The organism is Sulfitobacter sp. 1A15299, from assembly GCF_043556915.1.
GTDB lineage: Bacteria > Pseudomonadota > Alphaproteobacteria > Rhodobacterales > Rhodobacteraceae > Sulfitobacter.
In genome coordinates this window covers 1-25,419 of record NZ_JBIFFJ010000021.1, presented here as the reverse complement: position 1 = coordinate 25,419, position 25,419 = coordinate 1, and the positions used below count along the sequence as shown (strand labels likewise).

General features: G+C 63.7%; 19 protein-coding genes and 4 tRNA genes. 15 read left to right on the top strand and 8 right to left on the bottom strand.

The annotated features are described in order from the left end of the window. Positions 1-142: 142 nt before the first annotated feature. The 3 genes from ACGYK7_RS15195 to ACGYK7_RS15185 all read left to right on the top strand — a co-directional run bounded on the left by ACGYK7_RS15195 (position 143) and on the right by ACGYK7_RS15185 (position 5,076). Entirely contained in the window at positions 143-1,273 is a 1,131-nt protein-coding gene (locus tag ACGYK7_RS15195; RefSeq protein WP_394403386.1) for an exonuclease SbcCD subunit D, read from the top strand. Further along, positions 1,270-3,870 (top strand): chromosome segregation protein SMC, encoded by a 2,601-nt coding sequence (locus tag ACGYK7_RS15190; RefSeq protein WP_394403385.1) that lies wholly within the window; start codon positions 1,270-1,272, stop codon positions 3,868-3,870. Before ACGYK7_RS15195 ends, ACGYK7_RS15190 begins: the two co-directional genes overlap by 4 nt. A gap of 99 nt (positions 3,871-3,969) precedes the next feature. Next, the gene (locus ACGYK7_RS15185) at positions 3,970-5,076 is read left to right on the top strand and encodes an AI-2E family transporter (protein WP_394403384.1); all 1,107 of its coding nucleotides are present in this window, start codon (positions 3,970-3,972) and stop codon (positions 5,074-5,076) included. 6 nt (positions 5,077-5,082) lie between these two features. Here ACGYK7_RS15185 and ACGYK7_RS15180 read toward each other — a convergent pair whose 3' ends face one another. The 3 genes from ACGYK7_RS15180 to ACGYK7_RS15170 all read right to left on the bottom strand — a co-directional run bounded on the left by ACGYK7_RS15180 (position 5,083) and on the right by ACGYK7_RS15170 (position 8,226). Next, on the bottom strand, positions 5,083-6,483 hold the full coding sequence (locus tag ACGYK7_RS15180) for a TRAP transporter large permease (RefSeq protein ID WP_394403383.1): 1,401 nt from the start codon (positions 6,481-6,483) through the stop codon (positions 5,083-5,085). Then, positions 6,483-7,112 (bottom strand): TRAP transporter small permease subunit, encoded by a 630-nt coding sequence (locus tag ACGYK7_RS15175; protein ID WP_394403382.1) that lies wholly within the window; start codon positions 7,110-7,112, stop codon positions 6,483-6,485. Before ACGYK7_RS15175 ends, ACGYK7_RS15180 begins: the two co-directional genes overlap by 1 nt. Positions 7,113-7,209: 97 nt before the next feature. Next, positions 7,210-8,226: a C4-dicarboxylate TRAP transporter substrate-binding protein gene (locus ACGYK7_RS15170; RefSeq protein ID WP_394403381.1), complete on the bottom strand. Its 1,017-nt coding sequence runs from the start codon at positions 8,224-8,226 to the stop codon at positions 7,210-7,212. Between the two features lie 85 nt (positions 8,227-8,311). On the opposite strand from ACGYK7_RS15170, the gene ACGYK7_RS15165 reads away from it, so the two are divergent. From ACGYK7_RS15165 to ACGYK7_RS15155, 3 genes are all read left to right on the top strand, one after another. Then, entirely contained in the window at positions 8,312-8,458 is a 147-nt protein-coding gene (locus tag ACGYK7_RS15165) for a hypothetical protein (RefSeq protein ID WP_394403380.1), read from the top strand. Positions 8,459-8,575: 117 nt separating this feature from the next. Continuing rightward, entirely contained in the window at positions 8,576-10,531 is a 1,956-nt protein-coding gene (acs, locus tag ACGYK7_RS15160) for an acetate--CoA ligase (protein ID WP_394403379.1), read from the top strand. Positions 10,532-10,592: 61 nt separating this feature from the next. After that, complete coding sequence (locus ACGYK7_RS15155) at positions 10,593-11,165, top strand: MOSC domain-containing protein (RefSeq protein WP_394403378.1); 573 nt, start codon at positions 10,593-10,595, stop codon at positions 11,163-11,165. A 71-nt stretch (positions 11,166-11,236) separates the two neighbouring features. Here ACGYK7_RS15155 and ACGYK7_RS15150 read toward each other — a convergent pair whose 3' ends face one another. Continuing rightward, positions 11,237-11,743 (bottom strand): DUF992 domain-containing protein, encoded by a 507-nt coding sequence (locus ACGYK7_RS15150; RefSeq protein ID WP_394403377.1) that lies wholly within the window; start codon positions 11,741-11,743, stop codon positions 11,237-11,239. A 277-nt stretch (positions 11,744-12,020) separates the two neighbouring features. On the opposite strand from ACGYK7_RS15150, the gene ACGYK7_RS15145 reads away from it, so the two are divergent. Continuing rightward, positions 12,021-12,539 (top strand): flavin reductase family protein, encoded by a 519-nt coding sequence (locus ACGYK7_RS15145; protein ID WP_394403376.1) that lies wholly within the window; start codon positions 12,021-12,023, stop codon positions 12,537-12,539. Between the two features lie 33 nt (positions 12,540-12,572). Here ACGYK7_RS15145 and ACGYK7_RS15140 read toward each other — a convergent pair whose 3' ends face one another. The 3 genes from ACGYK7_RS15140 to ACGYK7_RS15130 all read right to left on the bottom strand — a co-directional run bounded on the left by ACGYK7_RS15140 (position 12,573) and on the right by ACGYK7_RS15130 (position 19,104). Next, complete coding sequence (locus ACGYK7_RS15140) at positions 12,573-16,913, bottom strand: translocation/assembly module TamB domain-containing protein (RefSeq protein ID WP_394403375.1); 4,341 nt, start codon at positions 16,911-16,913, stop codon at positions 12,573-12,575. After that, a complete protein-coding gene (locus ACGYK7_RS15135; RefSeq protein ID WP_394403374.1) occupies positions 16,913-18,727 on the bottom strand; it encodes an autotransporter assembly complex family protein in 1,815 nt (604 codons plus the stop codon). Before ACGYK7_RS15135 ends, ACGYK7_RS15140 begins: the two co-directional genes overlap by 1 nt. 291 nt (positions 18,728-19,018) lie before the next feature. Continuing rightward, positions 19,019-19,104, bottom strand: a tRNA-Leu gene (locus ACGYK7_RS15130). Between the two features lie 220 nt (positions 19,105-19,324). Here ACGYK7_RS15130 and ACGYK7_RS15125 point away from each other — a divergent pair. The 5 genes from ACGYK7_RS15125 (at position 19,325) to ACGYK7_RS15105 (ending at position 23,116) form a co-directional block, all read left to right on the top strand. Beyond that, positions 19,325-20,005 (top strand): DsbA family oxidoreductase, encoded by a 681-nt coding sequence (locus ACGYK7_RS15125; RefSeq protein ID WP_394403373.1) that lies wholly within the window; start codon positions 19,325-19,327, stop codon positions 20,003-20,005. A 45-nt stretch (positions 20,006-20,050) separates the two neighbouring features. Next, the gene (gene lipB, locus ACGYK7_RS15120) at positions 20,051-20,731 is read left to right on the top strand and encodes a lipoyl(octanoyl) transferase LipB (protein WP_394403372.1); all 681 of its coding nucleotides are present in this window, start codon (positions 20,051-20,053) and stop codon (positions 20,729-20,731) included. Positions 20,732-20,917: 186 nt separating this feature from the next. Beyond that, on the top strand, positions 20,918-22,591 hold the full coding sequence (gene ctaD / locus ACGYK7_RS15115) for a cytochrome c oxidase subunit I (protein WP_067261244.1): 1,674 nt from the start codon (positions 20,918-20,920) through the stop codon (positions 22,589-22,591). A gap of 221 nt (positions 22,592-22,812) precedes the next feature. Then, positions 22,813-22,887, top strand: a tRNA-Gly gene (locus tag ACGYK7_RS15110). 154 nt (positions 22,888-23,041) lie between these two features. Next, positions 23,042-23,116 (top strand) — tRNA-Gly (locus tag ACGYK7_RS15105). 251 nt (positions 23,117-23,367) lie between these two features. Here the strand turns inward: ACGYK7_RS15105 and rlmB are convergent. After that, the gene (gene rlmB, locus ACGYK7_RS15100) at positions 23,368-24,144 is read right to left on the bottom strand and encodes a 23S rRNA (guanosine(2251)-2'-O)-methyltransferase RlmB (protein WP_394403371.1); all 777 of its coding nucleotides are present in this window, start codon (positions 24,142-24,144) and stop codon (positions 23,368-23,370) included. Positions 24,145-24,257: 113 nt separating this feature from the next. On the opposite strand from rlmB, the gene ACGYK7_RS15095 reads away from it, so the two are divergent. From ACGYK7_RS15095 to ACGYK7_RS15085, 3 genes are all read left to right on the top strand, one after another. Next, positions 24,258-24,341, top strand: a tRNA-Tyr gene (locus ACGYK7_RS15095). A 65-nt stretch (positions 24,342-24,406) separates the two neighbouring features. Further along, complete coding sequence (locus ACGYK7_RS15090) at positions 24,407-24,889, top strand: DUF6538 domain-containing protein (protein ID WP_394403370.1); 483 nt, start codon at positions 24,407-24,409, stop codon at positions 24,887-24,889. After that, a complete protein-coding gene (locus ACGYK7_RS15085) occupies positions 24,777-25,412 on the top strand; it encodes a hypothetical protein (protein ID WP_394403395.1) in 636 nt (211 codons plus the stop codon). The genes ACGYK7_RS15090 and ACGYK7_RS15085 overlap by 113 nt, the downstream gene beginning before the upstream one ends. Positions 25,413-25,419 lie beyond the last annotated feature (7 nt).

Below are 25,419 nucleotides of genomic sequence, written 5' to 3'. Positions count from 1 at the left end.
TTGCATGGCCTTGCACTCCGCGCTGAGTTTGCGATGAATGGGGCGGCAGCGATGGGCTGGCCCGGCTGGCCGCGCAGCCGATTGACCATTGCCCTTTGCCCATTTCACCCCCGCCCTTACCAAAGCCATTCAGGACCCCCGCATGACATTCCGCTTCATCCACGCGTCTGACCTGCATATCGGGCGCAAATTCGCGAATATTCCGCAAGCGCCCGATGGCAACATCCGCGGGCGTCTGATGGAAGCGCGGCATGGCGCCATTGCCAAACTGGCCCAAGCCGCGCGGGATCACGGGGCGGCGCATGTTCTTTTGGCGGGCGATACATTCGACACCGCCACGCCCTCGGCCAGCGTGCTGCGGCAGGCGCTCGGCGCCATGGGCGAGGCGGCAGAGGTGACATGGTGGCTCCTGCCCGGCAATCACGACAACCTGCGCGATGCCGAACCCCTGTGGGAGACGATCGCCCGCGATGCGCCCCCCAATCTGCGCGCCCTTGCCAAGGCCGCCCCGGTCGAAATGGCCGAGGGTGTCAGCCTCTTGCCCTGCCCCGTCGCCTTTCGCGCGGGCGCCAGTGATCCAAGCGCCCCGCTGGACCGGATGCAAAGCCCCGAAGGCCATCTGCGCATCGGCCTTGCCCATGGCGGGGTGACCGATTTCACCGACAGCGGAGAGGCCATTGCGCCGGATAGGGACCAGCGCGCGCGGCTCGACTACCTCGCCCTTGGCGACTGGCACGGGCGGATGGCCGTCTCGGACCGGGTGCACTACTGCGGCACGCCCGAGCAGGACCGTTTCAAACACGGGCGCCGTGGCGTCTGCCTTGCGGTCGAACTCGCAGGCCCCGGCGCGCGGCCCAAGGTCGCAGAGGTCGAGATCGGCAGTTTCCTGTGGTCGGAGGCCGAGGTCACGCTGCACCCACGGCAAGATGTCGCGGCGGCCTTGCAAGCGCTTTTGCCCGCCGCAGGGCGCCGGGATCACCTCTTGCGCGTCAAGGCGGGGGGCTGGGCGCGCCTTCCCGATCACGCAGCGCTTGACCGCGCGGCCCAGGCCTGCGCCCCCGATTTCGCCCATTTCGAACTGCTGACCGACAGCTTGGGCACGCAATATGAGACCGCGGACCTCGATGAGATCGACCGCGGCGGCGCGCTGCGCATGGCGGCGGACATCTTGGTGAGTGAAGCGCAGTCCGACAGCCTTCCTCAACCCGACCGAGACGTGGCCGCCGACGCGCTGGCCCGGTTGCACGCCTATGTGCAGGGGGCCAAAACATGAAAATCCGCGCCATCACGCTCAACAACGTGCGCCGTTTCACCGACCCCGCGCAGGTCACCGGAATTGGCGATGGGATCAACGTGCTGAGCGAGCCGAATGAACACGGCAAATCCACCCTCTTCGACGCGATACAGGCGCTGTTTTTCAAACCCTTCGGTTCGCGCGACAAAGAGGTTTCGGCCCTGCGCCCCCATGCGGGCGGCGCGCCCGAGGTCACCATCGAGGTCGAGACCGAGGCGGGCCGTTTCGCCCTGCACAAACGCTGGTTTCAAAAGCCCCTCGCCACCGTGCAGCGCGACGGCAAGCTGATCGCGCAGGCGGATGAGGCCGAAGCCTGGATCGCGCAGCTGTTGGGCGGCGATGCGGGTGGCCCCTCGGGGTTGATCTGGGTGCGGCAGGGGATGACCGCGCTGACCGGCGGCACGACTAAGGAAGAGAAACTGGCGCTGGAGGCGCGGCGCGATCTGATGACCTCGGTCGGGGCCGAGGTTGAGGCGATGACCGGCGGGCGGCGCATGGACAAGGCGCTGGCGCAATGCCGCGAAGAGCTTGCCCAATACGCCACCAGCACCGGACGCCCACGCACCGGCGGGCCGTGGAAAGAGGCGCAGGATCAGGTCGAGGCGCTGACGGCCACGCGCGATCAACTGGCCGCCACCGCACGCGAGTTGCAGGACGCTTTGGCCGAACGCCAGCGCGCGCGGCGCGCCTTGGCCGAGCTTGAAGCGCCCGAGGTGGTCGCCGAACGCCGCGAAAAGCTTGAGGCCGCCCGCGCCGCCCATGCCGCCGCGACCCGCCACGCAGAAGAGATGGAGGCGCTGGACCGGGCCGTGGAACTGGCCCGCCTCAATGCCGAAAGCGCCACTTCGCGCCTCGACAGCTACCGCTCCGGAGAGGCCGAGCAAAAGGCCGCCCGCCGCGCCGAAGCCGCAGCACGCCAAGCGGCAGAGGCGGCCCGTGCCGCCCTGTCAGACCGCCGCGCCACGTTGGAGGCCGCAGAGGCCGCCGCCGACGCTGCCCGAACGGCGCTCAAAACCGCCGAGGATGACCACCGCCACGCGCTCCGCGCCCGTGCCGCGCGCGATGGTGCTGACCGACGCCATGCGCTCGAAGCGCGCATCAAAGAAGCCGAAGACGCCCGCCGCCGGATGGAGACCGCCAGTGCCGCCACCAAATCCGGCCCGGACGCCGCGGCGCTGCAACGGTTGGAAAGGCTATCCGCCGAACTCTCTGCCAGCCGCGCCGCCCGCGATGCCGCGGCCCCGCAGGTGACGGTCCGCTACGCCCCCAATCAATCGGGCGCCATCCACGGCGATGACGGCCCCTTGGCCGATGGCACCCCCCTGCCCCTGCCCCGCCGCACCATCCTGAGGATCGACGGGATCGGCGAACTGGAAGTCGAGCCCGGCGCGGGCGGCGGTGAGGATGGCTCGGTCGACGCCGCCGCGGCCCGGTTACAAACCGCCCTTGACGAGATCGGCGCGACTGATCTGCCGCAGGCCCGCACCGCCGGGGCTGCCCGTGCCGGGGCCGCCGCGCGGCAGGGAGAGGCGAAAGCCGTGCTCGCCAGCCTCGCCCCCGATGGGATCGACGCGCTGCACCAAGCCCTCGCCGCCATTCCTGCGCCGGAAGAGGTCTCCGGCGCGCCGGATCTCGCGCAGGCCGAAGACGCGCTGCAAACGGCGCAGGCCGCACATGAACGCTGCCGCATCGCGCGCGAGACCGCCGCCGAGGCGTTGGCCGATGCCAAGGCCGATGCCGCGGGAAAGGAGGCGCAGCTTGCCTCGCTCACCGACCGGCTCCAGCGCGCCGAGGCGCAGCAGGCGAAGCTGGGCGATGCCACCGAAGAGAACCTCGCCGCCCAAACCGTCACCACTGCCGCCGCGCTGGAGGCTGCCCGCCTCGCCTATGCCGAGAAGGCCAAGGACGCGCCGGATGCGGCCAGCCTTCAGGCCGCGCTCACCCGTGCGGAATCGGTCGAGACGCAGGCCCGAGAAGAGATCGCCCGCCTGCACCCCCTGCTCGCCCGGCTGAGCGAACGCATCACCCGCGCCTCGGGCGATGCGGTGGAGGAACGGCTGGCCGAGACCGAAGACCAGTTGCAAGCCGCCGAAGCGGCCCTTGCCCGCATCGCCCATGAGGTCGCGGTGCTGACCCGGCTGCGCGAGGCCTTGCAACAGGCCAGGAACGAGGCGCGCGAGCGCTATTTCACCCCCATCGTCAAGGAACTCAAGCCGCTGCTGCAACTGCTTTGGCCCGATGCGGAACTGACATGGGGCGAGGAATCGCTCCTACCCCATGCGCTGATCCGCGAGGGCCGGGAAGAGCCGATCGAGGTGCTTTCGGGCGGCACGCAGGAACAGGTGGCCCTGCTTGTGCGGCTGGCCTTTGCGCGGATGCTGGCACGCGCGGGGCGTATCGCGCCGGTGATCTTGGACGACGCGCTGGTCTTTACCGATGACGACCGGATCGAGCGGATGTTCGACGCGCTGCACCGGCAAGCGGGGGATATGCAGATCATCGTCCTAACCTGCCGCCAACGCGCCTTTCGCGCCCTTGGCGGACAGGCTTTGCGGTTGCAGGCAGTGACCCCCTGACCCCATGCGCCGGGGGCAGTATGCGCGAATGAACTTTTCCCTCCGTTCTGCGTTGGCCCCCTAGCATGGGCGATGCGCAGGGCATTCGGGGGGAAGACATTGAACGATATCACCGCGATTAGACGGCTGTTGGAGGTGCTGGTTCTGATCGCCCTCTTCGTGACTGCCTATTTCGCCAAGGATCTGCTGCTGCCGATCCTACTGGGGTTCCTCCTCGCGCTGACACTGAGCCCGCTGATCCGCTCTTTGGAGAAGTTCGGTATTGCCCCGCCGCTGGGTGCCGTGCTGCTGATTGGCTGTGTCGGGCTGATTATCTTTGTGCTGGCCGGCCTGTCAGCGGGCACAGTCGCCAGCTGGTCCGACGAAATCCCCACCATGGGCAACGAGATACGGCGCAAGTTGCAAGGTTGGGCGCAAACGGTGGAGAACGTCCGTTCTGCCACTGAACAGGTCGAACAGATCGGCACCGAGAATGGCAGCGGCAAGCCCGAAGAGGTGGTGGTCAAACAGCCCGGCCTGCTGGACAACGCCATGAACACCGGCGCGCGGATCGGCGGCACCGTGGCAGTTGCCTTGGTCTTGGCGCTGTTCCTGCTGGCCTCGGGCGATCTGTTCTACCTCAAGCTCGTGCAGTCATTCCAGACTTTCACCGGCAAGAAACGCGCGTTGAAGGCGGTTTATGACGTAGAGCGCCGCGTGTCGCGCTACCTGCTGACCATCACCATCATCAACGCAGGTCTGGGCATTTCGGTGGGGCTCTACCTCTTCGCGCTTGGACTGCCGGTGCCTTACGTTTGGGGCTTGGCGGCGTTCTTGCTGAACTTCCTGCCCTATATCGGTGGGGTGATCGGCGCGGTGCTCGTCGGGGCCTATGCCATCGCGACCTTCGACAGTGTCGGCTATGCCATCCTCGCTCCGGTTGGCTATCAAATCCTCACCGGGATCGAGGGGCAGTTCATCACCCCCTACCTTGTGGGGCGGCGGTTGGAGTTGAACACCGTGGCGGTGTTCCTCACCGTGGTCTTTTGGGGCTGGCTTTGGGGGATTGCGGGCGCGCTGGTGGCGGTGCCCTTCCTCGTCGTCTTCAAGGTGGTCTGCGAGAACGTGACTGCACTCAACATGATCGGGCATTTTCTGGATAAATCCGCGCCCGATGTGGCGGCAACCGCGGCGGATGAACCCGCCGCGGAAAAGCCCGGTGGCTAGGGCCGCCTATCCCGCGAGGGACGGCAGCCAAAGCACGATCTGCGGGAAGGCGACCAAGAGGCCGATGGTGACCGCGTCGGCGACGAAGAAGGGCATCACGCCGCGGAACACGTCCTGCACACTGAGGTCGGGGCGCACACCAGCGACGACAAAGCAGTTCAGGCCGATGGGCGGGGTGATCAAACAGAACTCCGCCATCTTCACCACCAGAATGCCAAACCAGATTGCGCACATCGGACCCGACATGCCAAAGGCGCTGTCGGCGGCCGAGACCATCTCGCCCCCGTTGAGCGCCATGACCGCCGGATAAACCACCGGCAGTGTCAGCAAGAGCATCCCGATGGCGTCCATGAACATGCCCAGCACCGCATAGGCCAAGAGGATGCAGATCAGGATCAGCATCGGCGAGGTTTCGAGCGAGGAGATCCAATCGGCAAAGGCACCCGGCAGATCAGCAAAGCCAAGGAAACGCACATAGATCAGCACGCCCCAGATGATGGTGAAGATCATCACCGTCAGCTTCGCGGTCTCCAAAAGCGCGTCCTTCAACTCGGCCAGCCGCATGCCGCGAAACACCGCCATGCAGAAGACGATGAAGGCGCCCACGGCCCCGCCCTCGGTCGGGGTGCCCCAAGCGTCACCGAAGGGGTTGTAGACGAAGAAGATGATGATCACGACCACGGCAACGATTGGCATCGCAGCGGGGAGTGAGGCAAAACGCTCGCCCCATGTGAAGCCGCGCACCGGCGGGCCGACGCTTTTCCAGATCATCGCGATGCCGATGATCAACACCGCATAGACCACCGCCGAGAAGGCACCGGGCACGAAGCCCGCCAGCAGCAGCTTGCCCACGTCCTGCTCAACAATGATGGCATAGATCACAAGGATCGCCGAGGGCGGGATCAATGAGGCGAGCGTGCCCCCTGCCGCCACGACACCGGCTGCGAATTGCTTGTTGTAGCCGATCTTGAGCATTTCGGGGATGGCGATACGGGCGAAAACCGCCGCCGTCGCGACCGATGCGCCCGACACCGCGGCAAAGCCTGCCGTGGCGAAAACGGTCGAGACCGCCAGACCGCCCGGCACCCAAGCGAACCAACGTTTCGCCGCCTCGAAGATCGCCTTGGTCAGACCCGCGTAATAGGCAAGAAAGCCGATCAGGATGAAGGTCGGGATGAGCGAGAGTGTCTGGCTCGACACTTTGGAATGCGGCACCTGCCCCGCCGTCTTGACCGCCACGGTCAGCGCCCAGCCGAACTGGTCCCATTCCATGCCCTTTTTGGCCCAGAAAATCCAGATCAGGCCGACAAGACCCGCCATGGCCGCGGCAAAGGCCACCCGCATGCCAAGCACTACCATAACGAGCATACCGCCCGAGACCCAAAGGCCGATTTCAATAGGCTCCATTAGTCACGTCCATCCAGTTGTTCGGCCTCGGCCATTGCTTGTTCCGCCGCCGATTGCACCAGCGGCACGGCCACAGGGCGTTCCAGCCCCAGCACCAAGGCCCGGCCATAGCCCCAAATTTGCAGGCAAAGTCGCAAAGAGATCACGACGAACGCCAGCGGCACCACGAGCTTGCTGGGCCAGATCGGCAGGCCGATGTCGATCGAACTGTCGCGGCTCCACAGCGGGGCGTTCAGGTCAAAGCTGCGGTCGAAATGTGCCCAGGCACCCCATGTGAGCGCCAGCATCAGCAAAAGGATCAACACCACCGACAGCAGTTCCGCCGCCCAAAGCGCGCGGCCCCTAAGCTGGCCAATGAGGATGTCCATGCGCACATGGCCGCCCATGCGTTGCGTATAGGCGATGCCCATGATGGCGATGAAAGGCATCGCCGCTTCGATCCAGTCGACATAGCCCGCCAGCGGCGTGGAAAAGAACTTGCGCCCCCCCACCGACCAGACGGCCAGTACCATCAGTGAGAAAACGGCAAGCCCCGAGATCAGGGCAAAGAAGGTTTCCAGCTTCAGCAAGCCCCGGTCGAGGCGGCTGAGGAGGCTGCTGTCCTCCAGCACGGCGGATGATCCGGCCATCGGCTCTCCTTTTCAGAAAGTCTGTTTGTTGCGTTTTAGAAGTCGAAAGGGCCGCGCGGTCAGTCCGCACGGCCCTCACAGTCATGCCCGGCTGGGCTTAGTTCGAAGCACGCTCTTTTTCCAGCGTCTCCATCACGAGGTCATAGAGTTCCTGACCCGGGATGCCCTGCGCTTCCATGCTTTCGATCCATGCTTCGCGCGCGGGATCGGCGGCTTTCTCTTTGAACTCGGCGATCACTTCGGGAGAATACTCAACCTTTTCAACGCCCTTTTCTTCGAGGATGGCGTCCCATTTCTTGAGCAGTTCGGCGTAGTTGGCAAGGTAGTGATCCAGCGCCTCATCGACCGAACTGTCCAGCGCTTCGCGCTCTTTGTCGCTCAGCATTTCATAGGCGTCGATATTCACCACCACGGGGCAGTTCACGGTGCCGGGGTTGAGGTTCGCGGTCCACCATTCGGCCTTGTTGATGGTGCCAAAGGACAGATGGGCGTGCTGGGCGAAGGCCACGGTATCGACGACACCCGATTCCATCGCATTATAGGCTTCCGAAGAGGTCACCGAGGTGGGCACGGCGCCGACGGCTTCAAAGGCTTTGCCCAGACCGCCGGTGGCGCGGACGCGCATGCCGTCGAAATCTTCGAGCGTGGTGCGCGGATCGCCGGTGCCGACAAGGTTGTACTGCGGCATGGGCGAGGTCATCAGCATTTTCGCGTTCCACTGCGCCATCTCCTCGGCGACGGCGGGGTGGTCATAAACCGCTCTGGAAACGGCAACTTCCTCTTCAAGGTTGCTCACCCCCAGAAACGGCAGTTCCAGCACGGTGATCGCGCGATTCTTGTCGGCGTGGTAGCCGGCACAGAACTGCGCCATCTCGAAAGCGCCGATGGAGATACCATCGAGGTTTTCGCGGTTCTTGGACAGGCCGCCGTAGCTGACATTGATGGTGAATTCGCCGTCGGTCTTTTCAGAGACCAGTTCGGCAATTTTTTCCACATGTTCGGTGAAGGCGCGGCGCTTGCCCCAGACCGAGGCGTTCCATTCGGTCGCAGCAGCTTCGCTTACAAAAGCGACACTCAGCGCACAGGCGGCGGCACCGCTCAGCAGATTTTTCATGATGGCTCTCTCCCATAGTTGCCGCCCTTGGATGGGCGGATTGGCGCACAGGCTACCCCGCGGGGGCTGGCCTGCCAACCCCGTCATGCCGCGCAAATACGACAGCCGCAAGACAGTAGCGCCAAGTTTGACTGGCAAGGCTTTGAAAAACCGCGCCAATCACCGGGCAAGAGCGAAAAATTTACAGGAATCGCCCCGATCGGGAAAAACCTTTACAGGCAAGCCCTTGTAATCCAGTTGCTTATTCCCTTCTTTTCACGGGCCGCTATGATCCGGCTGAGGAGGACGCCACGGCCACCGGGTTAGACCCGCGCCCCGTGGTGATGCGAACATCAAGGGAGGAACCACCATGTCCGACGCCACCGCCAAGACCTATCCGCCATCCGCCGACATGGCCGCCCGGGCCCATGTGGACGCGCAGACCTATGACAAGATGTACCAAGCTTCGGTCACCGACACCGATGGGTTCTGGCGCGAACAGGCGCAGCGGATCGACTGGATCAAACCCTTCACCCAAGTGCGCGACGTGAACTTCGACCTCGGGTCGGTCAGCATCAATTGGTTCGCGGATGGAGAGCTGAACGTCAGCGCCAATTGCATCGACCGCCACCTTGAGACGCGTGGCGATCAGACCGCGATCATCTGGGAGCCCGACAGCCCCGAGGATGAGGCCAAACACATCAGCTACCGCGAGCTCCACAGCGCCACCTGCCGCATGGCCAATGTGCTGCGCGATCTCGGCGTGGGCAAAGGCGACCGCGTCATCATCTATATGCCGATGATCCCCGAAGCCGCCTATGCCATGCTGGCCTGTGCGCGGATCGGGGCGATTCATTCCATCGTCTTTGCCGGGTTCTCGCCTGATGCGCTGGCCGCCCGCGTCAACGGCTGCGAGGCGAAGGTGGTGATCACCGCTGATGAAGCGCCGCGCGGCGGCAAGGCCACACCGCTCAAGGCCAATGCCGACAAGGCGCTGGCGCAATGCGATGCCTCCGTGCAATGCCTCGTGGTGCGCCGCACGGGCGGTGACGTGGCATGGGATGATGCGCGCGACCGTGATTACAACGCACTGATCAAGGATGCCGCCGAGACCTGCGAAGCAGAAGCGATGGGCGCCGAAGACCCGCTCTTCATCCTCTACACCTCAGGCTCCACCGGCCAGCCCAAGGGTGTGGTCCATACCACCGGCGGCTATATCACCTATGCGGCGCTGACCCATGAGGTGACCTTCGATTACCACGACGGTGACATCTACTGGTGCACGGCGGATGTGGGCTGGGTCACCGGGCACAGCTATATCGTCTATGGCCCGCTCGCCAATGGCGCGACCACGCTGATGTTCGAAGGCGTGCCCACCTACCCCGATGCCAGCCGGTTCTGGCAGGTCTGCGAAAAGCATAGAGTCTCGCAGTTCTACACCGCCCCCACCGCGATCCGCGCGTTGATGGGGCAAGGCAAGGACTATGTGACCAAAAGCGATCTGTCCTCGTTGCGCATCCTTGGCACCGTGGGCGAGCCGATCAACCCCGAGGCGTGGAACTGGTATCACGAAGTCGTCGGCCAAGGTCGCTGCCCCATCGTCGACACTTGGTGGCAGACCGAGACCGGCGGCCATCTGATGACCCCCCTGCCCGGCGCGCATGACATGAAACCGGGGGCCGCGATGAAACCCTTCTTCGGCGTCAAACCGGTGGTGCTGGACCCGACATCGGGTCAAGAGATCGACGGCAACCCCGCTGAGGGCGTGCTTTGCATCGCCGACAGCTGGCCGGGGCAGATGCGCACCGTCTGGGGCGATCACGAAAGGTTCGAAAAGACCTATTTTGCCGATTACCCGGGCTATTACTTCACCGGCGACGGCTGCAAACGCGATGCCGATGGCGACTATTGGATCACGGGCCGCGTCGACGATGTGATCAACGTCTCGGGCCACCGCATGGGCACCGCCGAGGTGGAAAGCGCCCTCGTCGCTCATGACAAAGTGGCCGAAGCCGCCGTCGTCGGCTACCCGCATGACGTCAAGGGCCAAGGCATCTATTGCTATGTCACCCTGATGAGCGGTGAGGCGCCTTCCGAAGAGTTGCGGGCCGAGTTGCGCAATTGGGTCCGGCAAGAGATCGGCCCCATCGCCTCGCCCGACCTGATCCAATGGGCGCCGGGCCTGCCTAAAACACGATCGGGCAAGATCATGCGCCGCATCCTGCGCAAGATCGCCGAGGATGATTACGGCGCTTTGGGCGACACCTCGACATTGGCGGATCCCGGCGTGGTGGACGATCTGATCGACAACCGCATGAACCGCTGACACGCTGCACGGCGCGGGTGGCTGCCTGCCCCCCGCGCCGCGTTGCATGAGAAAGAGAGACATGGACCAAACCGCCCCCCAAGTGCCGCCTCCCGCTTCCGCGGCGGAGTGCGACGCCGCCCTGCCGGATATCCTCGCCGCGCCCAAGGATGGCGCCGTGATCGAAGCGCTTTGCTTTCGCCCCGATTACGGGGAGCGGGATTTCCGTGATGAGCTGGAGCTGACCGTCGCCCAAGGCATCCTTGGCGAACGGTGGACCAAGAAACCTTGGCTGACCCTGCCCGATGGCAGCCCCGATCCGCGGATACAGGTCTCCATCCTGCCCAAACGCGTGATGGACCTTTGCTGGCGCGACCGCGCAAACACGCCGCACCCCGGCGATACGATGATCGTGGACATGGACTTGGGCCATGAGAACCTGCCCATCGGCACGCGGCTGCAGGCTGGCTCGGCAGTGTTGGAGGTAAGCGACAAGTTCAACAACGGCTGCATCAAATGGCGCGACCGCTACGGGCAAGACAGCCTGCGGTGGATCAATGAGCAGGAAAACCGCCCGTATCGGTTGCGCGGTGTCCTTTGCAGGATCGTGCAGGACGGCACCGTTCGGCGCGGGGACCGGTTGATCAAGCTCTGAGGTCTCTCAAATACGAAAGGGCCGCCCCCGAGGGACGGCCCAGATCATCACTAGAAATGCGCTCGCGCGGCTCAACCTTCGACGCGCTGCAGGTTGATCTCACCCACACCCACGGCAAAGTTCACGCCGGTTTGCGCATTTACGCTCAGCGGCTGAAGCGCCAATGTGTTCTCGGAGCCGCCCGTCATCAGGTTGGCCCCTGCGCCAACACCGACGGTCGCCTCGGCAGACACACCTTTGTAGCTGCCGTTCAAACCACCTTCGGCATATTCCTGTTCGGTCGGGGCCAGCACCAGCCAAGACATCTGCCCGTTCTGGGTCTTGCCGATATCGACGCCCCAGCGGTTGATCTCGCCCACATAGGTCTCATCTTCGAGACCTTCCTGAACGGGGTTGAAGGTGCAGGTCAACTCGCGGGTGGAGCCGAACACAAAGCCGGTGCCATCGCCCACGTCACAAGACAGGGAGCCGACCTCGACGTGGTCGACGGTCTCATTGTCATCGGCCATCGCGGTGGAGCCGAAGGCGGTGGCGCTCAGAAGGGCCGCGCCGAGAGCGAGTTTGCTTGCATTCATCATCTTTATCACTTTCCGGCGCGACGAGACGCGCCTTTTCTGCTGTGAACGGCATTCGGGTGCCTCGGACAGGCGGTGCAGGTCACCTGCCCCGCCCCTTTCAGACAGCCAGCATCGGCACCGCTTGGCGCCGATGATGCCTCTCATCGCTGGCCCAACGCCCGGCCTTGGCAGCGGTTCCAGCCATGATTGCGGGGGCGAAATTTCGCCCGGCCGGGCCGCCGCGCAACGCCCCGGCACCGCTGGACAAATCAGCCGCCACATGGCACCGCTTGTCGCTATGAGTGATGACCTGATCCCCTTCGCGCCCGACAGCGGCGATGCCCCGGCGCTGCGCCGTGCCTTCGGGCGTTTCGGCACCGGCGTGACCGTGGTGACCGTGAAAACCGCCCAAGGCCCTTTGGGGATGACTGCGAATTCCTTCGCCTCGGTTTCGCTCGACCCGCCCTTGGTGCTGTGGTCGCCTGCGATCTCTTCCAAACGGCACGACAGTTTCACCTCGGCGGCGTCCTTTTGCATTCACGTTTTGGGCGCGGATCAAGAGGATTTGGCCCAGCGTTTCGCAAGCCAAGGCCATGACTTCTCTGGTTTCGACTGGGCGGAGGATGCCGCCGGAGTGCCCACTTTCGCAGGCTGCCTCGCCCGGTTTCACTGCGCGACCTATGCCGTGCATCCGGCGGGCGATCATTCGCTGATCTTGGGCCATGTGCAACAGGTCGCTTTGCGCGAGGATGGCGCGGCGGGCCTGATGTTCGACCAAGGCCGCTATGGCCACTTCACCCCCCGCGACGAGGGCTAAGAAAAAGGGCGCCCCGGAGGGCGCCCCTTTCACTCAATAGTCCCGTTCAAAGAAGATGCCGATGCTGCTCTCGCCGTCCGAGCCCAAGGTGCCCTTGGCCGTCAGGCTTTCGGTGATATCGAGGTTGAGCGACACCTCTCCCGTGCCATCCGAGGCCGCCGTCACATCGGTATAGATATTGTCGGTCAGGTATTTCCCCAGCCGCAGCGCCGTGGCGCCGTCGTCGGTGGTGGTCACATCCAGATCGTCGAGGCCAAAGCCCTCCCGCAGGTTGCCGATCACCCCCTCACCGCCGCGCCCTGCAAGGGTTGCCACGGCACTGGCCAATTGCAACGCCTGAAAGGCCGAGATTTCCGAGATGTTGCGCCCGAAGAGGAGCTGCGACAGCACCTCGTCCTGCGGCGCGGCGGGGGTGGATTCGAACGTCACCTCTGGCTCATTCGCCGGGCCGCTCACGATGACACGTACCTCCCCCGCTTCGGTATCGGTCGAAGTGACGAAGCGGATATAGGGGATGAAATCACCCTGAAACTGGACCGACCCTTCGTCGAGCAAGAAGCGTTTGCCCAAGATATCGAGCCGCCCGCGGATCAACTCGAACCGCCCGGCCGAGATGATGCGGTTGGTGGTGCCGCTGAGGTTCAGCGCGCCGCCCAGTTCCGCATCCAGCCCGCGGCCCCGGACGTAAATCCGGTTCGGTGCGTTGAGTTGCAGGTTCAGCCCGAACCCGGGGCCGGACGCCTCCGCCGCGGGATCATCCCCGGCCTCGGCCCCCTCCAACCCGGCCTTGCGGCGGGTTGCCAGCACATCGGCGGGCGCGTTGACATGGGTGATCTGCGGGATGTCCCCGATCGAGGTCAGACCGGTGGCGGGCACTTGAATATTCGTCTCGCCCGCATTGATCACCCCGGTGATCTGCGCCCCTCCGCTCAAAGGTCCAGCAAGCCGCAGATCGCCGTTCAGCGTGGTGCTGTAAAGGCTCGGGTCCGCATAGACGAGATTGCGCAGGGTCACGCTAATATCCGCGGGCAAGGCCGGTGTCAGGGTGATCGCCCCCGCCACGCGCAGCTCTCCGCCATCGACGGCCTGACCGGTCACATTAAGCTGCGCCCGGTTGTTGCCAAGCTGGATATCCGCGTCGATCCCCCGCAGCGCCACCCGCAGGTTCGGCGCAGTGAAGGTCGCGCCGCTGGTGGTGATGCGCCCGCTGACCGAGGAGAGTTCCGCCGGGCCGTTGATCTGCAAATCAAAGCGCGCCTGCCCCTGCAAATTGCGCGGAGCCAGGAAGGGGCGCGACAGACCAAGCGGCGCATTGCCCGCGATATCGAGGTTCAGCGTACCATCGGGGTTCACCAGCCCAGCCACCGTCGCCTGCGTGCCCGCGGGGCCGTTGGCGTTTGTGTCGATGCGCCACGCCTCCCCCTCGCGCCGGGCCGACCCAGCAACGCTGAGCGGGCCGTTCACCTGTTCCACCAAGGCGCCGATGTCGGGCATGTTCAACTGGAAATCGACCGCCGCATTGGGGCCGGTGACCAAGCCTTCGACCGTCGCCCGCGCGCCGTAAGGGCCGCTGGCGCTGGCATCGAGGACCACGCCGTTTTCGGTCTGACGCGCCACGCCATTGGCCGCGAAAGAGCCCGTGACGCTTGGCACCAGCGGGTTCACATTGGGCACCGAGACATCGAACCGAAGTGAGACCTCACCGGTCACCAGCCCTTCGACCATAGCGCGGCTGCCATAGGGGCCATCGGCGCTGACATCCACGGCGATGCCGTCATCGGTCTGACGGATGTCGCCCGTGGCCGAAAGCGGGCCGTTCACGCCGGGGGCGATGGGGCTGAGGTCCGGCACGGACAAATCAAAGCTGAGCGCCATATTCGGACCGGTGGCCAGCCCTTCGACCACGGCACTACTACCGTAAGGGCCGCTCGCGGCGACATCCACGGCTATGCCACTCTCCTGCTGGCGCACGGTGCCTTGGGCCGCCAGCGGCCCGTTCACCCCAGGGGCCAGCGGGCTGACATCCGGCAAAGTCAGGTCAAAGCGCAGCGCCATGTCCGGCCCCGTCGCCAAGCCTTCGACCGCGATGCGGCTGTCATAGGGGCCATTGGCGATGGTATCGACGACAAACCCCTGTTCGGTCTGCTCCAGCGTGCCGCTGGCCGAAACCCCGCCGTTGATCTGCGGGACGAGGGGTTGGATATCGGGCAGCGACAGGTCAAAGGCCACATCGACGCGCGGCGTGACCAGCCCTTTGACCGAGGCCTGCGCCTCCAATGGGCCGCTGGCATCGGTGTCGATCTCCCACCCCTCCGGCGTCTGGCGCAGGGCGCCCTTGGCGGTGACGGGGCCGGTGATATCCGCCTCGGGCAGGAAATCCTCGATCCGAGGGATATCGGCGGTAAAGTCGATCTGCGCATCCGCGCCCGTAGCCAGGCCCGAGACGGTCAGCGCCGCGTCATAGGGGCCATCGGTGACCGCGTCGACAACCCAGCCGCGCGGCTCTTGCACCGCTGTCGCCTTGACGGCAATGGGGCCTTCGTATTGCGGCAGCACCAGCCCGACATCGGCGAGCGTAAAATCCAAGGCGGCGCGGCTGTCTTCGCTGCGCAGCGCGACATCGCCCGTGAGGTTCAGCGCATCGTTCTTCAATTCAAGATCGCGCAGGAAAGTCCCCGTTTCGTTGCGTTTCGCCACCATGCTGAGGCTGGTCCGTCCTGCCAGCACCGCATCGGCCTGTTCGATCCCGATCTCAAGGTCATCGGTGCCCCCGGCAATGGCCAGATCGAACATGCCGCCCAAGGGCGTCACCGTCCCGTTTAGCGCCAGCGCCGTGGCGCCCGCGATATCGCGGCCTGCCAGCGCGGAAAAGCGGCTGATATCCTGCGCTTCGAGCGTCATCTTCAACTGGGTGAGCAGCCCGCTATCCACCCCGTCGATCGCGGCTTCGCCGGTCAGGCCATAGTCTTCGCCCGATAGGGTCAGCCCGTTGATCTCAATCGGTTCACCTTCGACAAAACGGATCTCGGCACTGCCGGTGATCGCATCGCCGATGGCCTCGGCGCTTGCCGGGTCGGTCAGCGTCAGACCCTCGGTGGCAAAGGTCACATCGCCGAGGAATTGCCCCAGACTGCCAAGGTTGCCTTCGAGAATACCGTCGAGCGCCAGTTGCGTCCGCGCGATTTGCAGCGCGCCCGTGTCCAGCCCGGTGATGTCGAAGGCGCCGTCAAAACGGTCGCCATCGGCGGCATCGTAATCCACCCGCAGGGTCACGGCCTCGACCCGCGTGCCCTCACCCGAGACCGGCAAAAGGGTCGAGGTGCCATCGGGGTTCGCAATCCGGCCCGAGATGTCGATCAGCGTCGGCCATTTCTCTTGGTTCAACGTGACCTGCCCCTGCAGATCGACGGAATTCGCGGCAAGGGCAAAGCTGCTGACTTCTACCGCACCGTTGCTTTCCAGCAGCGCATCCAGTGCCAGCCGCACGTCCTCGCCGAAGAAGTCACGGTAGCGCGGGGCGAGCAGCGCAGTGATGTCGCCGCCGATATCGGCCTGAATGCGGCGGTCCGGTGTATCGCTGGCGCGGCGCGGAGCCTGCGTGCCAAGGGTCACCTGCCCGGCCAAACGCTCTTGCCCATCGGTGGCGATGGTCACATCGGTCGCGAAATCATCCAGCGGTCCTGCGCCTTTGACGGTCATCTGCACCGAAGGCTGCCCCGGCAGGTTCAACAGTTTCGCGGCAATGCCTTCGGGGTCTTCGCTAAGGTTCAACAGCAGGTCCAGCACGCTTTCGGTACGGTCGAAATCCGCCTGAATGTCGAACTCACCCTTCTTGCCATCGGTGCGGCGGGCCTGAAAATCGACGATGCCCACCGTATCGGTCAGCCGCGCATTGGCGCTCACCGAAAGCTGCGCCGCCTCGCCCAGGATCGGCTCGCCCAGGTTGATCTCATCCACCGAGAAATCCGCAATTTCGATGGAGACGGGCAGATCGGGCAAGGCAAAGGGTTTGGCCTCTGCATCGGGCAGATCGACTTCATTGCTGACCGGCAAACGCTCGACATCGAGCCGCCCGGCGGTGAGTTGCTCGACCTCCAGCCGTCCGCGCAGCAGGGCCGAACGGTTCCAATCCAGCACCACATCGTCAAGCGTCAGCCAGACGCCATCGTCATCCGCAATCGTCATCCGGTCAAAGGAGGCCGCCGAACTGAGCGCCCCTGCGAATCCGTCGATGCTGACGGTGCGGCCCGCGCCGCTTAGCGCATCCTGAATGGTCCGGGTGAGAAAGCCCTTGTCATCATCCTGTGCCATCGCCGGTGTGAGGCAGGCCAGATAGACAAAGCTGGCGGTGAAAATCTGCAAAAACTGTCGCATTAAAACGCCTGTCCAATCCCGATATAGACTTGGAAATCTTCGTCAACGTCCGGCCCCGATGTGGGCACGGCCACGTCCAGCCGGATTGGCCCGATGCCCGTGGCATAGCGCAGACCCAGACCCGCGCCTGAGTGCCAAGTGCCTGATCCGTCGTAGAATTCTTCCGACCCGATATAGCCCGCATCGGCAAAGCCCACGACGCCGATCTTCTCGGTCAGGGCCACGCGCGCCTCTGCGGAAAGCCCGACAAAGCTGCGCCCGCCCACGGTGTCGCCGCTTGGCAGATCAACACCGAGCGACTGATAGGGCTGCCCGCGCACGGTGCCGCCCCCGCCGGAGTAAAAGAGGTAATCCGCCGGCGCTTCGGACAGATCCGGCCCCGCGACCGAGCCAAGCTGCCCCCGGAAAGCCAGCGTCACCGGGCGCTCCGTCCCGAAGCTGCGGTAGTAGCGCGCATCCAGATAAGTGCGCAGACCGCTTTCAGAGCCCGACAGAGCAACGAAAGGCGTGATATTGGCGTCGATGTAATAGCCCTCGGTCGCGTCCAACTCCTTGTCGCGATAGTCGAACTCGGCCCCTAGCGGCAGGGTCAGCAGGGTGTATTGGTTGGTGCCGAAGGCATCTTCGGTCTCGGCCACACGCAGGCCGAGGCCCGCGGAATAGGTGCGGTTTTGATTGGCGATCCGCTCGATCCCCGCTTCCAAATCCAACTGGCGCGAGAAATAGTTCACCTCGTCAAGCTGTTCCAATGTGGCCAGCGCGTAGAAATTGGTATCTTCATTAAAGGTCGCCGGGCGTTCGAACCGGGCGGAGAGCGTATAGTCCTCGCCCCCCGAATTGCCGCCAATCCCTTCGATCTCAGCCGAGAGGCGCAGCCGTTCGGCCCCGCCCAGCAGATTGCGGTGCAGCCAGAAGGTGCTTAGCGTCAGCCCTTCGAGCGAAGACAGTTCCGCGCCAAAGCCAAAGCGGCGCTTGGGCGCTTCGGTCACCTGCGCGGTGATGGGCAGCGTGTCGTTGGGGCCGATCCGATCCGCCTCGATCAAGGACACGGCATCGAACGCGCCGGTGCGGCGCAGCCTCTCGGTGGCCAATTCCAACTCTTCGGGAGAGAAGACCTCCCCCTCCGGCAGGCCCGCGATCTCGATCAGCCGCGCGGTGCGCACGTCTTGGTTGCCAGTCACGGTTAGCGCGCCAAAGCGCAGCTTTGGCCCCGGTGCCAGCCGCAGGGCAGCGTCGATCTGGCGGAGGCGGTGTTTGGCGACAAGGTCTTGATCCGCCAATGCCGCCTTCGCGTGGCCCACATCACGCCAGCCGCTCACCCCGGCCGAGACGGTTTCCTTCAAGACGCCAAGGCTCGCGGTCTGCCCGGTGGCGAAGCCCTCAGGCAATTCGGTGCCCGGCGCGATGGGCGCGATGCGGGCCGCGCCAAAGCGGAACTTCGGCCCCGGGTCCACCGTGATCACGGCCCGGTCGATGCGGCGCGGCGGTTGCACAGGGGGAATCGCCGCGGCATCGACGCCATCCAAGGTGATCTTGAGCGTCGGCCCGAAATACCCGTTGTCGTAGAGCAGCGCCAAAAGCCGCCCATAATCGGCCTGTGCCGCGGCAACCAATTCCTGCGGCGTGGCAGGCTCGGCATCCTCGTCAGTCTGTTCGGCCAACAAGGACCCATCGCGCAGCGTAGCATAGAGGTCCGAATCCGCCGCGATGCCCGTGATGGCCAGTTCGGCGGCCTGTGCCGCCGCCCCCCCGCCAAGAAGTAGTCCAAGAGCGAGACAAAGCGCCGCCCCTTGAGTCTGCCCTTGTTGCGCCACGCGCTACCCTCCTTGCGTTTCGTCACCCCGGTTTTCGCGCCGGTTCTCCTTTGCCCGCCCAAACGGGCCTTATTCTCAGCCACCGTTAAACGGCATTGCCGCCTTGGCTGCAAACACTCTGCCGGGGGAATCGCGCGATGAGAACGGCCTGCCCCGCCCCGCGCAGGTATGACGCGCGGAATCGGCAAGATACCGCGCAGCAGGAGTGTAGGCTGACCACGGCAAGAGACGAGGGCAAAATCAATTTTTCTTTCAGGGGGTCCGACCATCGCTTTACATGGCAAAGCATGGTGGTGCGGTCGGAGAGACTCGAACTCTCACGGGTGTTACCCCACAGCGACCTCAACGCTGCGCGTCTACCATTCCGCCACGACCGCACGCCATGGTTGGTGGGCGGGGTTTAGCCAAAGACCAAGGGCTTGTGAAGAGGCAATCTGCAAATTTTTTCAATGCGTTTCAGAAAGCGGGTTTAGCCCCCGATTTTCCGCAAGCGCCACCCCGATCACAATCCCCTTACCGCCGTGCAATCTAACGGCTCAACCGTTGAAAGCGCGCGTTCGGCAGGTCATCTGTGAGGCAAGCAACAAGGAACACGCCATGCCCGCAGACACCGCCACCCCCACAGATACCCCCACCGTACAGATCGACATCGTATCGGATGTGATGTGCCCTTGGTGTATCGTGGGCTACAAGCAACTTGAGCAAGCGCTCGGCGCGGTTGGCGTTGGCGCTTTTGTGCGTTGGCACCCCTTTGAGTTGAACCCGCAAATGGCCGCCGAGGGTCAGAACATGGCCGAACATCTGGCCGAGAAATACGGCTCCACCCCTGCCCAATCGGTCGAGAATCGCAAGCGGCTGACCCAGCTGGGCCAAGACTTGGGCTTTACCTTCAACTTTTCCGACGACACGCGGATGCAAAACACCTTTGCCGCACATCAACTGCTGACATGGGCGCAGGTTCAAGGGCTGCAACACCCGCTGAAGATGGCCCTTTTTGACGCGCATTTCACCCAAGGGCGCAATGTGAACGATACCGATGTCCTTGCCGATATCGCAGCATCCGTCGGGTTGGACCGGGATGAGGCGCGCGAGGTGCTCCGCAGCGGCAGCTTTGCCGAGCAGACCCGCGAAGCGCAGCAATTCTGGACATCGCGCGGCATCTCCGGCGTGCCGTCGATGATTTTTGAGGGCAAATACCTGATCACCGGGGCGCAGGGGGCTGAAAACTACGCCCAACTCCTGCGCAAGGTCTTGGAGGAACGCAACGCCCCCGCCTAACCGGTGCCTCTGGCGGCGCGGCGCGGGTCTTGCTAAAGCATCCCCATGGTTGAATGGATCATCACCGACGGCTTGACCGATTACCGTAGCGCCGAGGCGTGGATGGAGGCACGTGCCACCGCCATCGCCGCCGGCGAGGCCGAGGAATGCATCTGGCTGGTCGAACATCCCCCGCTCTACACCGCCGGCACCTCGGCGCGGGCCGAAGACCTGACAGAGCCCGATCGCTTTCCCGTCTATCCCACCCGGCGCGGTGGGCAGTATACCTACCACGGGCCGGGCCAGCGCGTCGCCTATGTCATGCTCGACGTCGCCGCCCGGGGGCGCGATGTGCGCTGTTTCGTGCGCCAGCTCGAAAATTGGGTCATCGCCACTTTGGATCAGTTCAACCTGCGCGGCGAAATCCGCCCCGGTCGTGTGGGCGTTTGGGTGCAACGGCCCGAGAAACCCGCCCAGCCCGATGGCAGCCCCGCCGAAGACAAGATCGCCGCCATTGGAATCAGGCTGCGCAAATGGGTCAGCTTCCACGGCATCAGCATCAATGTGGAGCCGGACCTCAGCCATTTTGGCGGCATCGTTCCCTGCGGCATCACGGCCCACGGGGTGACCTCACTGGTCGATCTGGGCCTGCCCGTCACGATGGACGATGTCGATCTCGCCCTGCGCGCCACCTTTGATGAGGTCTTTGCCAGCGACCCCACAGGCAGCTGCGACATCACCCCCTAACAGCGGCAAAGCACGCACCAAGCGCCCCAAAGGCCAGATTTTACGGCGACAGCCACAGCACAAAAAATACCCACCCTGCGACCATCGCGCCCATTGCCCCCGCGAGACGGTCGCTCTAAAACGGGCGCGACACCGCATGTGCCGCCTATGGCGCCATGTGTCCAATTCATTTGCAGGAGGCACCGCATGGCAGACGCAGCCATTCACGGCCAAGATCATCACGACGACCGGGGGTTCTTTACCCGGTGGTTCATGTCCACCAACCACAAAGACATCGGTATTCTGTACCTTATCGTCTCGGCCTTGGTCGGTCTTATTTCGGTGGCATTCACCGTCTACATGCGCCTTGAGCTCATGGATCCGGGCGTTCAATACATGTGTATGGAAGGCGCGCGTTTCATCGCGGATAGCTCTGCCGCCTGTACGCCAAACGGCCACCTGTGGAACGTGCTGATCACCGGCCACGGCATCCTGATGATGTTCTTCGTCGTGATTCCCGCGCTCTTCGGCGGTTTCGGCAACTACTTCATGCCGCTGCAAATCGGCGCGCCGGACATGGCCTTCCCGCGGATGAACAACCTCAGCTTCTGGCTCTATGTCGCGGGCACCACCCTCGCTGTCTGCTCGCTGCTGACACCCGGCGGCAACGGTCAGCTCGGCTCCGGCGTGGGCTGGGTGCTCTACCCGCCGCTTTCGGTGCGCGAAGCGGGCATGTCGATGGACTTCGCGATCTTCGCAGTGCACGTCTCCGGTGCCTCCTCGATCCTCGGCGCGATCAATATGATCACCACCTTCCTGAACATGCGTGCCCCCGGCATGACCCTGTTCAAAGTGCCGCTCTTCGCATGGTCGATCTTCGTCACAAGCTGGCTGATCCTCCTGTCCCTGCCGGTTCTGGCGGGCGCGATCACCATGCTCTTGATGGACCGCAACTTCGGCTTCGCCTTCTTTGACCCCGCAGGCGGTGGTGATCCGATCCTCTACCAGCACATCCTGTGGTTCTTCGGCCACCCCGAAGTCTACATCATCATCCTGCCGGGCTTCGGCATCATCTCCCACGTCATCGCGACCTTCTCGCGCAAACCGGTCTTCGGCTACCTGCCGATGGTCTGGGCAATCATCGCGATCGGCGCTCTGGGCTTCGTCGTCTGGGCGCACCACATGTACACCGTGGGCATGACCCTGAACCAGCAGGCCTACTTCATGCTGGCCACCATGGTCATCGCGGTGCCAACGGGGGTAAAGGTCTTCAGCTGGATCGCCACCATGTGGGGCGGCTCGATCGAGTTCAAAACACCGATGCTCTGGGCCTTCGGCTTCCTGTTCCTCTTCACCGTCGGTGGCGTCACCGGCATCGTGCTGAGCCAGGCCGCCGTGGACCGCGCCTATCACGACACCTACTACGTCGTGGCACACTTCCACTACGTGATGTCGCTCGGCGCCGTCTTCGCCATCTTCGCGGGCATCTACTTTTACCTGCCCAAGATGACAGGCCGCATGTACCCCGAATGGGCAGGCAAGCTGCACTTCTGGGCGATGTTCATCGGTGCCAACCTGACATTCTTCCCGCAGCACTTCCTGGGCCGTCAGGGCATGCCACGCCGCTACATCGACTATCCTGAGGCATTCGCCTACTGGAACCAGTGGTCCTCGATCGGCGCCTTCCTCAGCTTCGCCTCCTTCCTCTTCTTCTTCGGGGTGATGGCCTACACGCTGACCCGCGGCGCACGCTCCACCGCGAACAACCCGTGGAACGAATTCGCGGATACGCTGGAATGGACCCTGCCCAGCCCGCCGCCCGAACACACGTTCGAGCAGCTCCCGAAACAGGAAGACTGGGACAAGCAGCACAGCCACTAAGCTGACCCAAATCACAAAGGCCCCGCTCTCCCGCGGGGCCTTTTCTTTTGCCACCACTCCTCTGACAGCCGCCCCCTCCCCCTCCAACTTCATCCTTTCTCAAATACCCTCGGGGGTCCGGGGGCAGAGCCCCCGCCTTGCGCAAATTTTTCCACCAAAAACCACATTTCCCTCTTGAAGCCCCCCGCTCCAATGGGTATCTCGCCCTCACCAGACGGTAAGCGGGCGTAGCTCAGGGGTAGAGCATAACCTTGCCAAGGTTAGGGTCGGGCGTTCGAATCGCCTCGCCCGCTCCATCTGGACTTCACAGGGTCGCATCTTCGGATGCGGCCCTTTGTGTTTTCCGCCCCCAAAACCTTCCCAAAAAAACTGCCGCGCGACGCTCAGATCGCTTCATTTCCCTCTTGCAGCCCCCAGCGGGAATGGGTATTCCCCCCTCACCAACCGGATGCGGGCGTAGCTCAGGGGTAGAGCATAACCTTGCCAAGGTTAGGGTCGGGCGTTCGAATCGCCTCGCCCGCTCCAGGTTGATCCTACCACCCCGTAGGAAACGCAAAGCCGCCCTTCGGGGCGGCTTTTGTGTATCGAACATCCGCATAAAAAAACGCCCCATGGCGAACACGGGGCGTAAGGTACGGAACGAGGGACAGTAGGTGGCCGGCAGGCGTTCCGAGCCTGCGGTCACCTTTAAATTTAGGAAGCCTTGGCTGTTTTCAAAGGGGCCGCGCCCTGCGGTGCCGCCCCCTGCCCGGTTCTAAGCCAGTTCTTGCCGATTCTCAGCCGCCCACGCGGCTTGCATAAAGTGCTATGGCCGCAGCGTTGGAGACGTTGAGCGAGCCGAATCCGCCCGCCGCATCGATCCGCACCAGCGCATCCACGGTCTCGCGGGTCTTCTCTCGCAGCCCCGGCCCCTCGGCACCCAGAACAAGCGCCACGGGGCGGTCACGGCGGCCCTCGACGGCCTCCTCGATGGTCTGCTTGGCCTCGCCATCGAGCCCGAGCATGAGATAGCCCATCTCCTGCAAAGCACGGATCGCGTCTGCAAGGTTGCGGACTCTCAAATAGGGCTGCCGCTCCAGCGCGCCGCTGGCGGTTTTGGCCAGCGCCCCGGTCTCGGGCGCGGAATGATGTTTGGTGCCGATGACCGCCGAGGCGCCCAGAACCTCGGCAGAGCGTAGAATCGCGCCAACGTTATGCGGATCGGTCACCCGATCGAGCAGCAAAAGCCGCGGCGCGGAATCACCGATGGCCACATCCTCCAACCGGCCCCAATTCAGCGGCTTCACCTCCAACACCGCGCCCTGGTGCACCGAGTTGGGATCGAGCGGCGGGCGGAACTTGCGCGGGTCCACGACCTGCGGCGTGATTCCCGCCTCGGCGATGGCCTCTTCCAGCTTCGCCTGCGCGTTCGGCGTGACCATCAACTGCAATTTTTCACGCCGTGGGTTCATCAACGCATCGCGCACCGCATGCAGACCGAACAGCCAGACCGTCTGCGCCGCTTCGGCCTTCTTGTCCTGCTCTTTTTGCACGACCCATTTGGGTTTTTTCATCTCTTTATCCTTTCGTGCGATTTCCCCAAGATTTCTCAGGAATTCGCCTTGACGCTTCTTTGGCTCGCTTGTAATCACGCCCCCACGTCAGGTGCAATGCACCGGGACAAAGTGGGCGACAGGCCGCAAGGTGTGGCAGGGGACTGTAACTCCCTCGCGGAGACGCACGCCTGGTTCGATTCCAGGGTCGCCCACCACTTTCCCTCTTTCCAATGAGTTAGGCTAGCAGACCCGCCGGTGGGCCACAAAGGTGGAACACACAATGCGGCTCGCAGCCTACTTAAGCCTCTCTCGGCACGGTATCTTCTACTTCCGCTACCCTCTCCCCAATTCGTCCGCTGCTGCCTCTAGACAAGCGTACATCAAGATGTCTCTTGGCACCCGCGAGCCTTCGACCGCTCGACAGCTTTCGAGGGTGCTATCGGTAGCTGGACAAACCCTTCTCTCCGAGCCAAGTGTTCGCGCCATGCGATACGATGAGATGCGGCGACATGTTCGGGACCACTTTATCAAGAGGCTTGAAGCCTTCCGGGCCAGAAGTGAGGCAGACGGTCCGCCAGATGGCCTGAACCTGCATGCCCTGAGGGCCAGTGATAGCCTCTCTGAGAGCGATGCGGACCTTTGGGTAGACATTGGTCCATCCCGAGGGCGCTCCTGGCCTCCTGAAGGCCTTCTGCACTGCTCGTGGGCTATCTCCGGTACCGGAAGGTCGGGCGGCGGAACTTCTGACCTCGGAACTGCATAAAGGCTATAAAGCCTACATAAGCGCCGCCCTTGAGCACATTGCCAGCTACGACCAGATTGACATAGCGGAGCAACATCCCACCCTTTCCAGTCCCCTAACTCCAAAAGAACCAGATGCGGAAGATACGCCAACCCTAAAAGCCGTACTCGGCCACTACTTCGAAGAAATGAAGCGCACAAATGCCTCGGCAGAGAAGACCTTGAAGGAGAAACACGAGGCACTTGGTCTTATGACTGACCTAGTCGCTTCGAAGCCTCTAGCGCAGTTATCCAAGGCTGATGCACAGAAGGTAAAGGCCGACCTTTTCAAACTGCCCAAGAACAAGAACAAGAACCCCCAGACCAGAGATTTGACGCTCCGAGAAATGCTGAACCATCCCAGCGCCGAGCGAATTGGGGCACGTACAATGAACGTGTACCTCGGCCACATGCAGCATTTTTTCGGATGGGGTCCTGTCCCAGGGAGAGGTGTAACTTCTGGTAGCGCTTTTGGTGGCGTCCGCGCCCTTCATGAGGCGCCGTAGGACGTCA

Coding starts and splice junctions, on each gene's coding strand:
- lipB (WP_394403372.1), top strand. CDS start 20,051: ATGGTTGAATGGATCATCACCGACGGCTTGACCGATTACCGTAGCGCC.
- ACGYK7_RS15195 (WP_394403386.1), top strand. CDS start 143: ATGACATTCCGCTTCATCCACGCGTCTGACCTGCATATCGGGCGCAAA.
- ACGYK7_RS15190 (WP_394403385.1), top strand. CDS start 1,270: ATGAAAATCCGCGCCATCACGCTCAACAACGTGCGCCGTTTCACCGAC.
- ACGYK7_RS15125 (WP_394403373.1), top strand. CDS start 19,325: ATGCCCGCAGACACCGCCACCCCCACAGATACCCCCACCGTACAGATC.
- ACGYK7_RS15090 (WP_394403370.1), top strand. CDS start 24,407: ATGCGGCTCGCAGCCTACTTAAGCCTCTCTCGGCACGGTATCTTCTAC.
- rlmB (WP_394403371.1), bottom strand. CDS start 24,144: ATGAAAAAACCCAAATGGGTCGTGCAAAAAGAGCAGGACAAGAAGGCC.
- ACGYK7_RS15150 (WP_394403377.1), bottom strand. CDS start 11,743: ATGATGAATGCAAGCAAACTCGCTCTCGGCGCGGCCCTTCTGAGCGCC.
- ACGYK7_RS15140 (WP_394403375.1), bottom strand. CDS start 16,913: ATGCGACAGTTTTTGCAGATTTTCACCGCCAGCTTTGTCTATCTGGCC.
- ctaD (WP_067261244.1), top strand. CDS start 20,918: ATGGCAGACGCAGCCATTCACGGCCAAGATCATCACGACGACCGGGGG.
- ACGYK7_RS15165 (WP_394403380.1), top strand. CDS start 8,312: ATGCCGCGCAAATACGACAGCCGCAAGACAGTAGCGCCAAGTTTGACT.
- ACGYK7_RS15175 (WP_394403382.1), bottom strand. CDS start 7,112: ATGGCCGGATCATCCGCCGTGCTGGAGGACAGCAGCCTCCTCAGCCGC.
- ACGYK7_RS15155 (WP_394403378.1), top strand. CDS start 10,593: ATGGACCAAACCGCCCCCCAAGTGCCGCCTCCCGCTTCCGCGGCGGAG.
- acs (WP_394403379.1), top strand. CDS start 8,576: ATGTCCGACGCCACCGCCAAGACCTATCCGCCATCCGCCGACATGGCC.
- ACGYK7_RS15180 (WP_394403383.1), bottom strand. CDS start 6,483: ATGGAGCCTATTGAAATCGGCCTTTGGGTCTCGGGCGGTATGCTCGTT.
- ACGYK7_RS15170 (WP_394403381.1), bottom strand. CDS start 8,226: ATGAAAAATCTGCTGAGCGGTGCCGCCGCCTGTGCGCTGAGTGTCGCT.
- ACGYK7_RS15145 (WP_394403376.1), top strand. CDS start 12,021: ATGAGTGATGACCTGATCCCCTTCGCGCCCGACAGCGGCGATGCCCCG.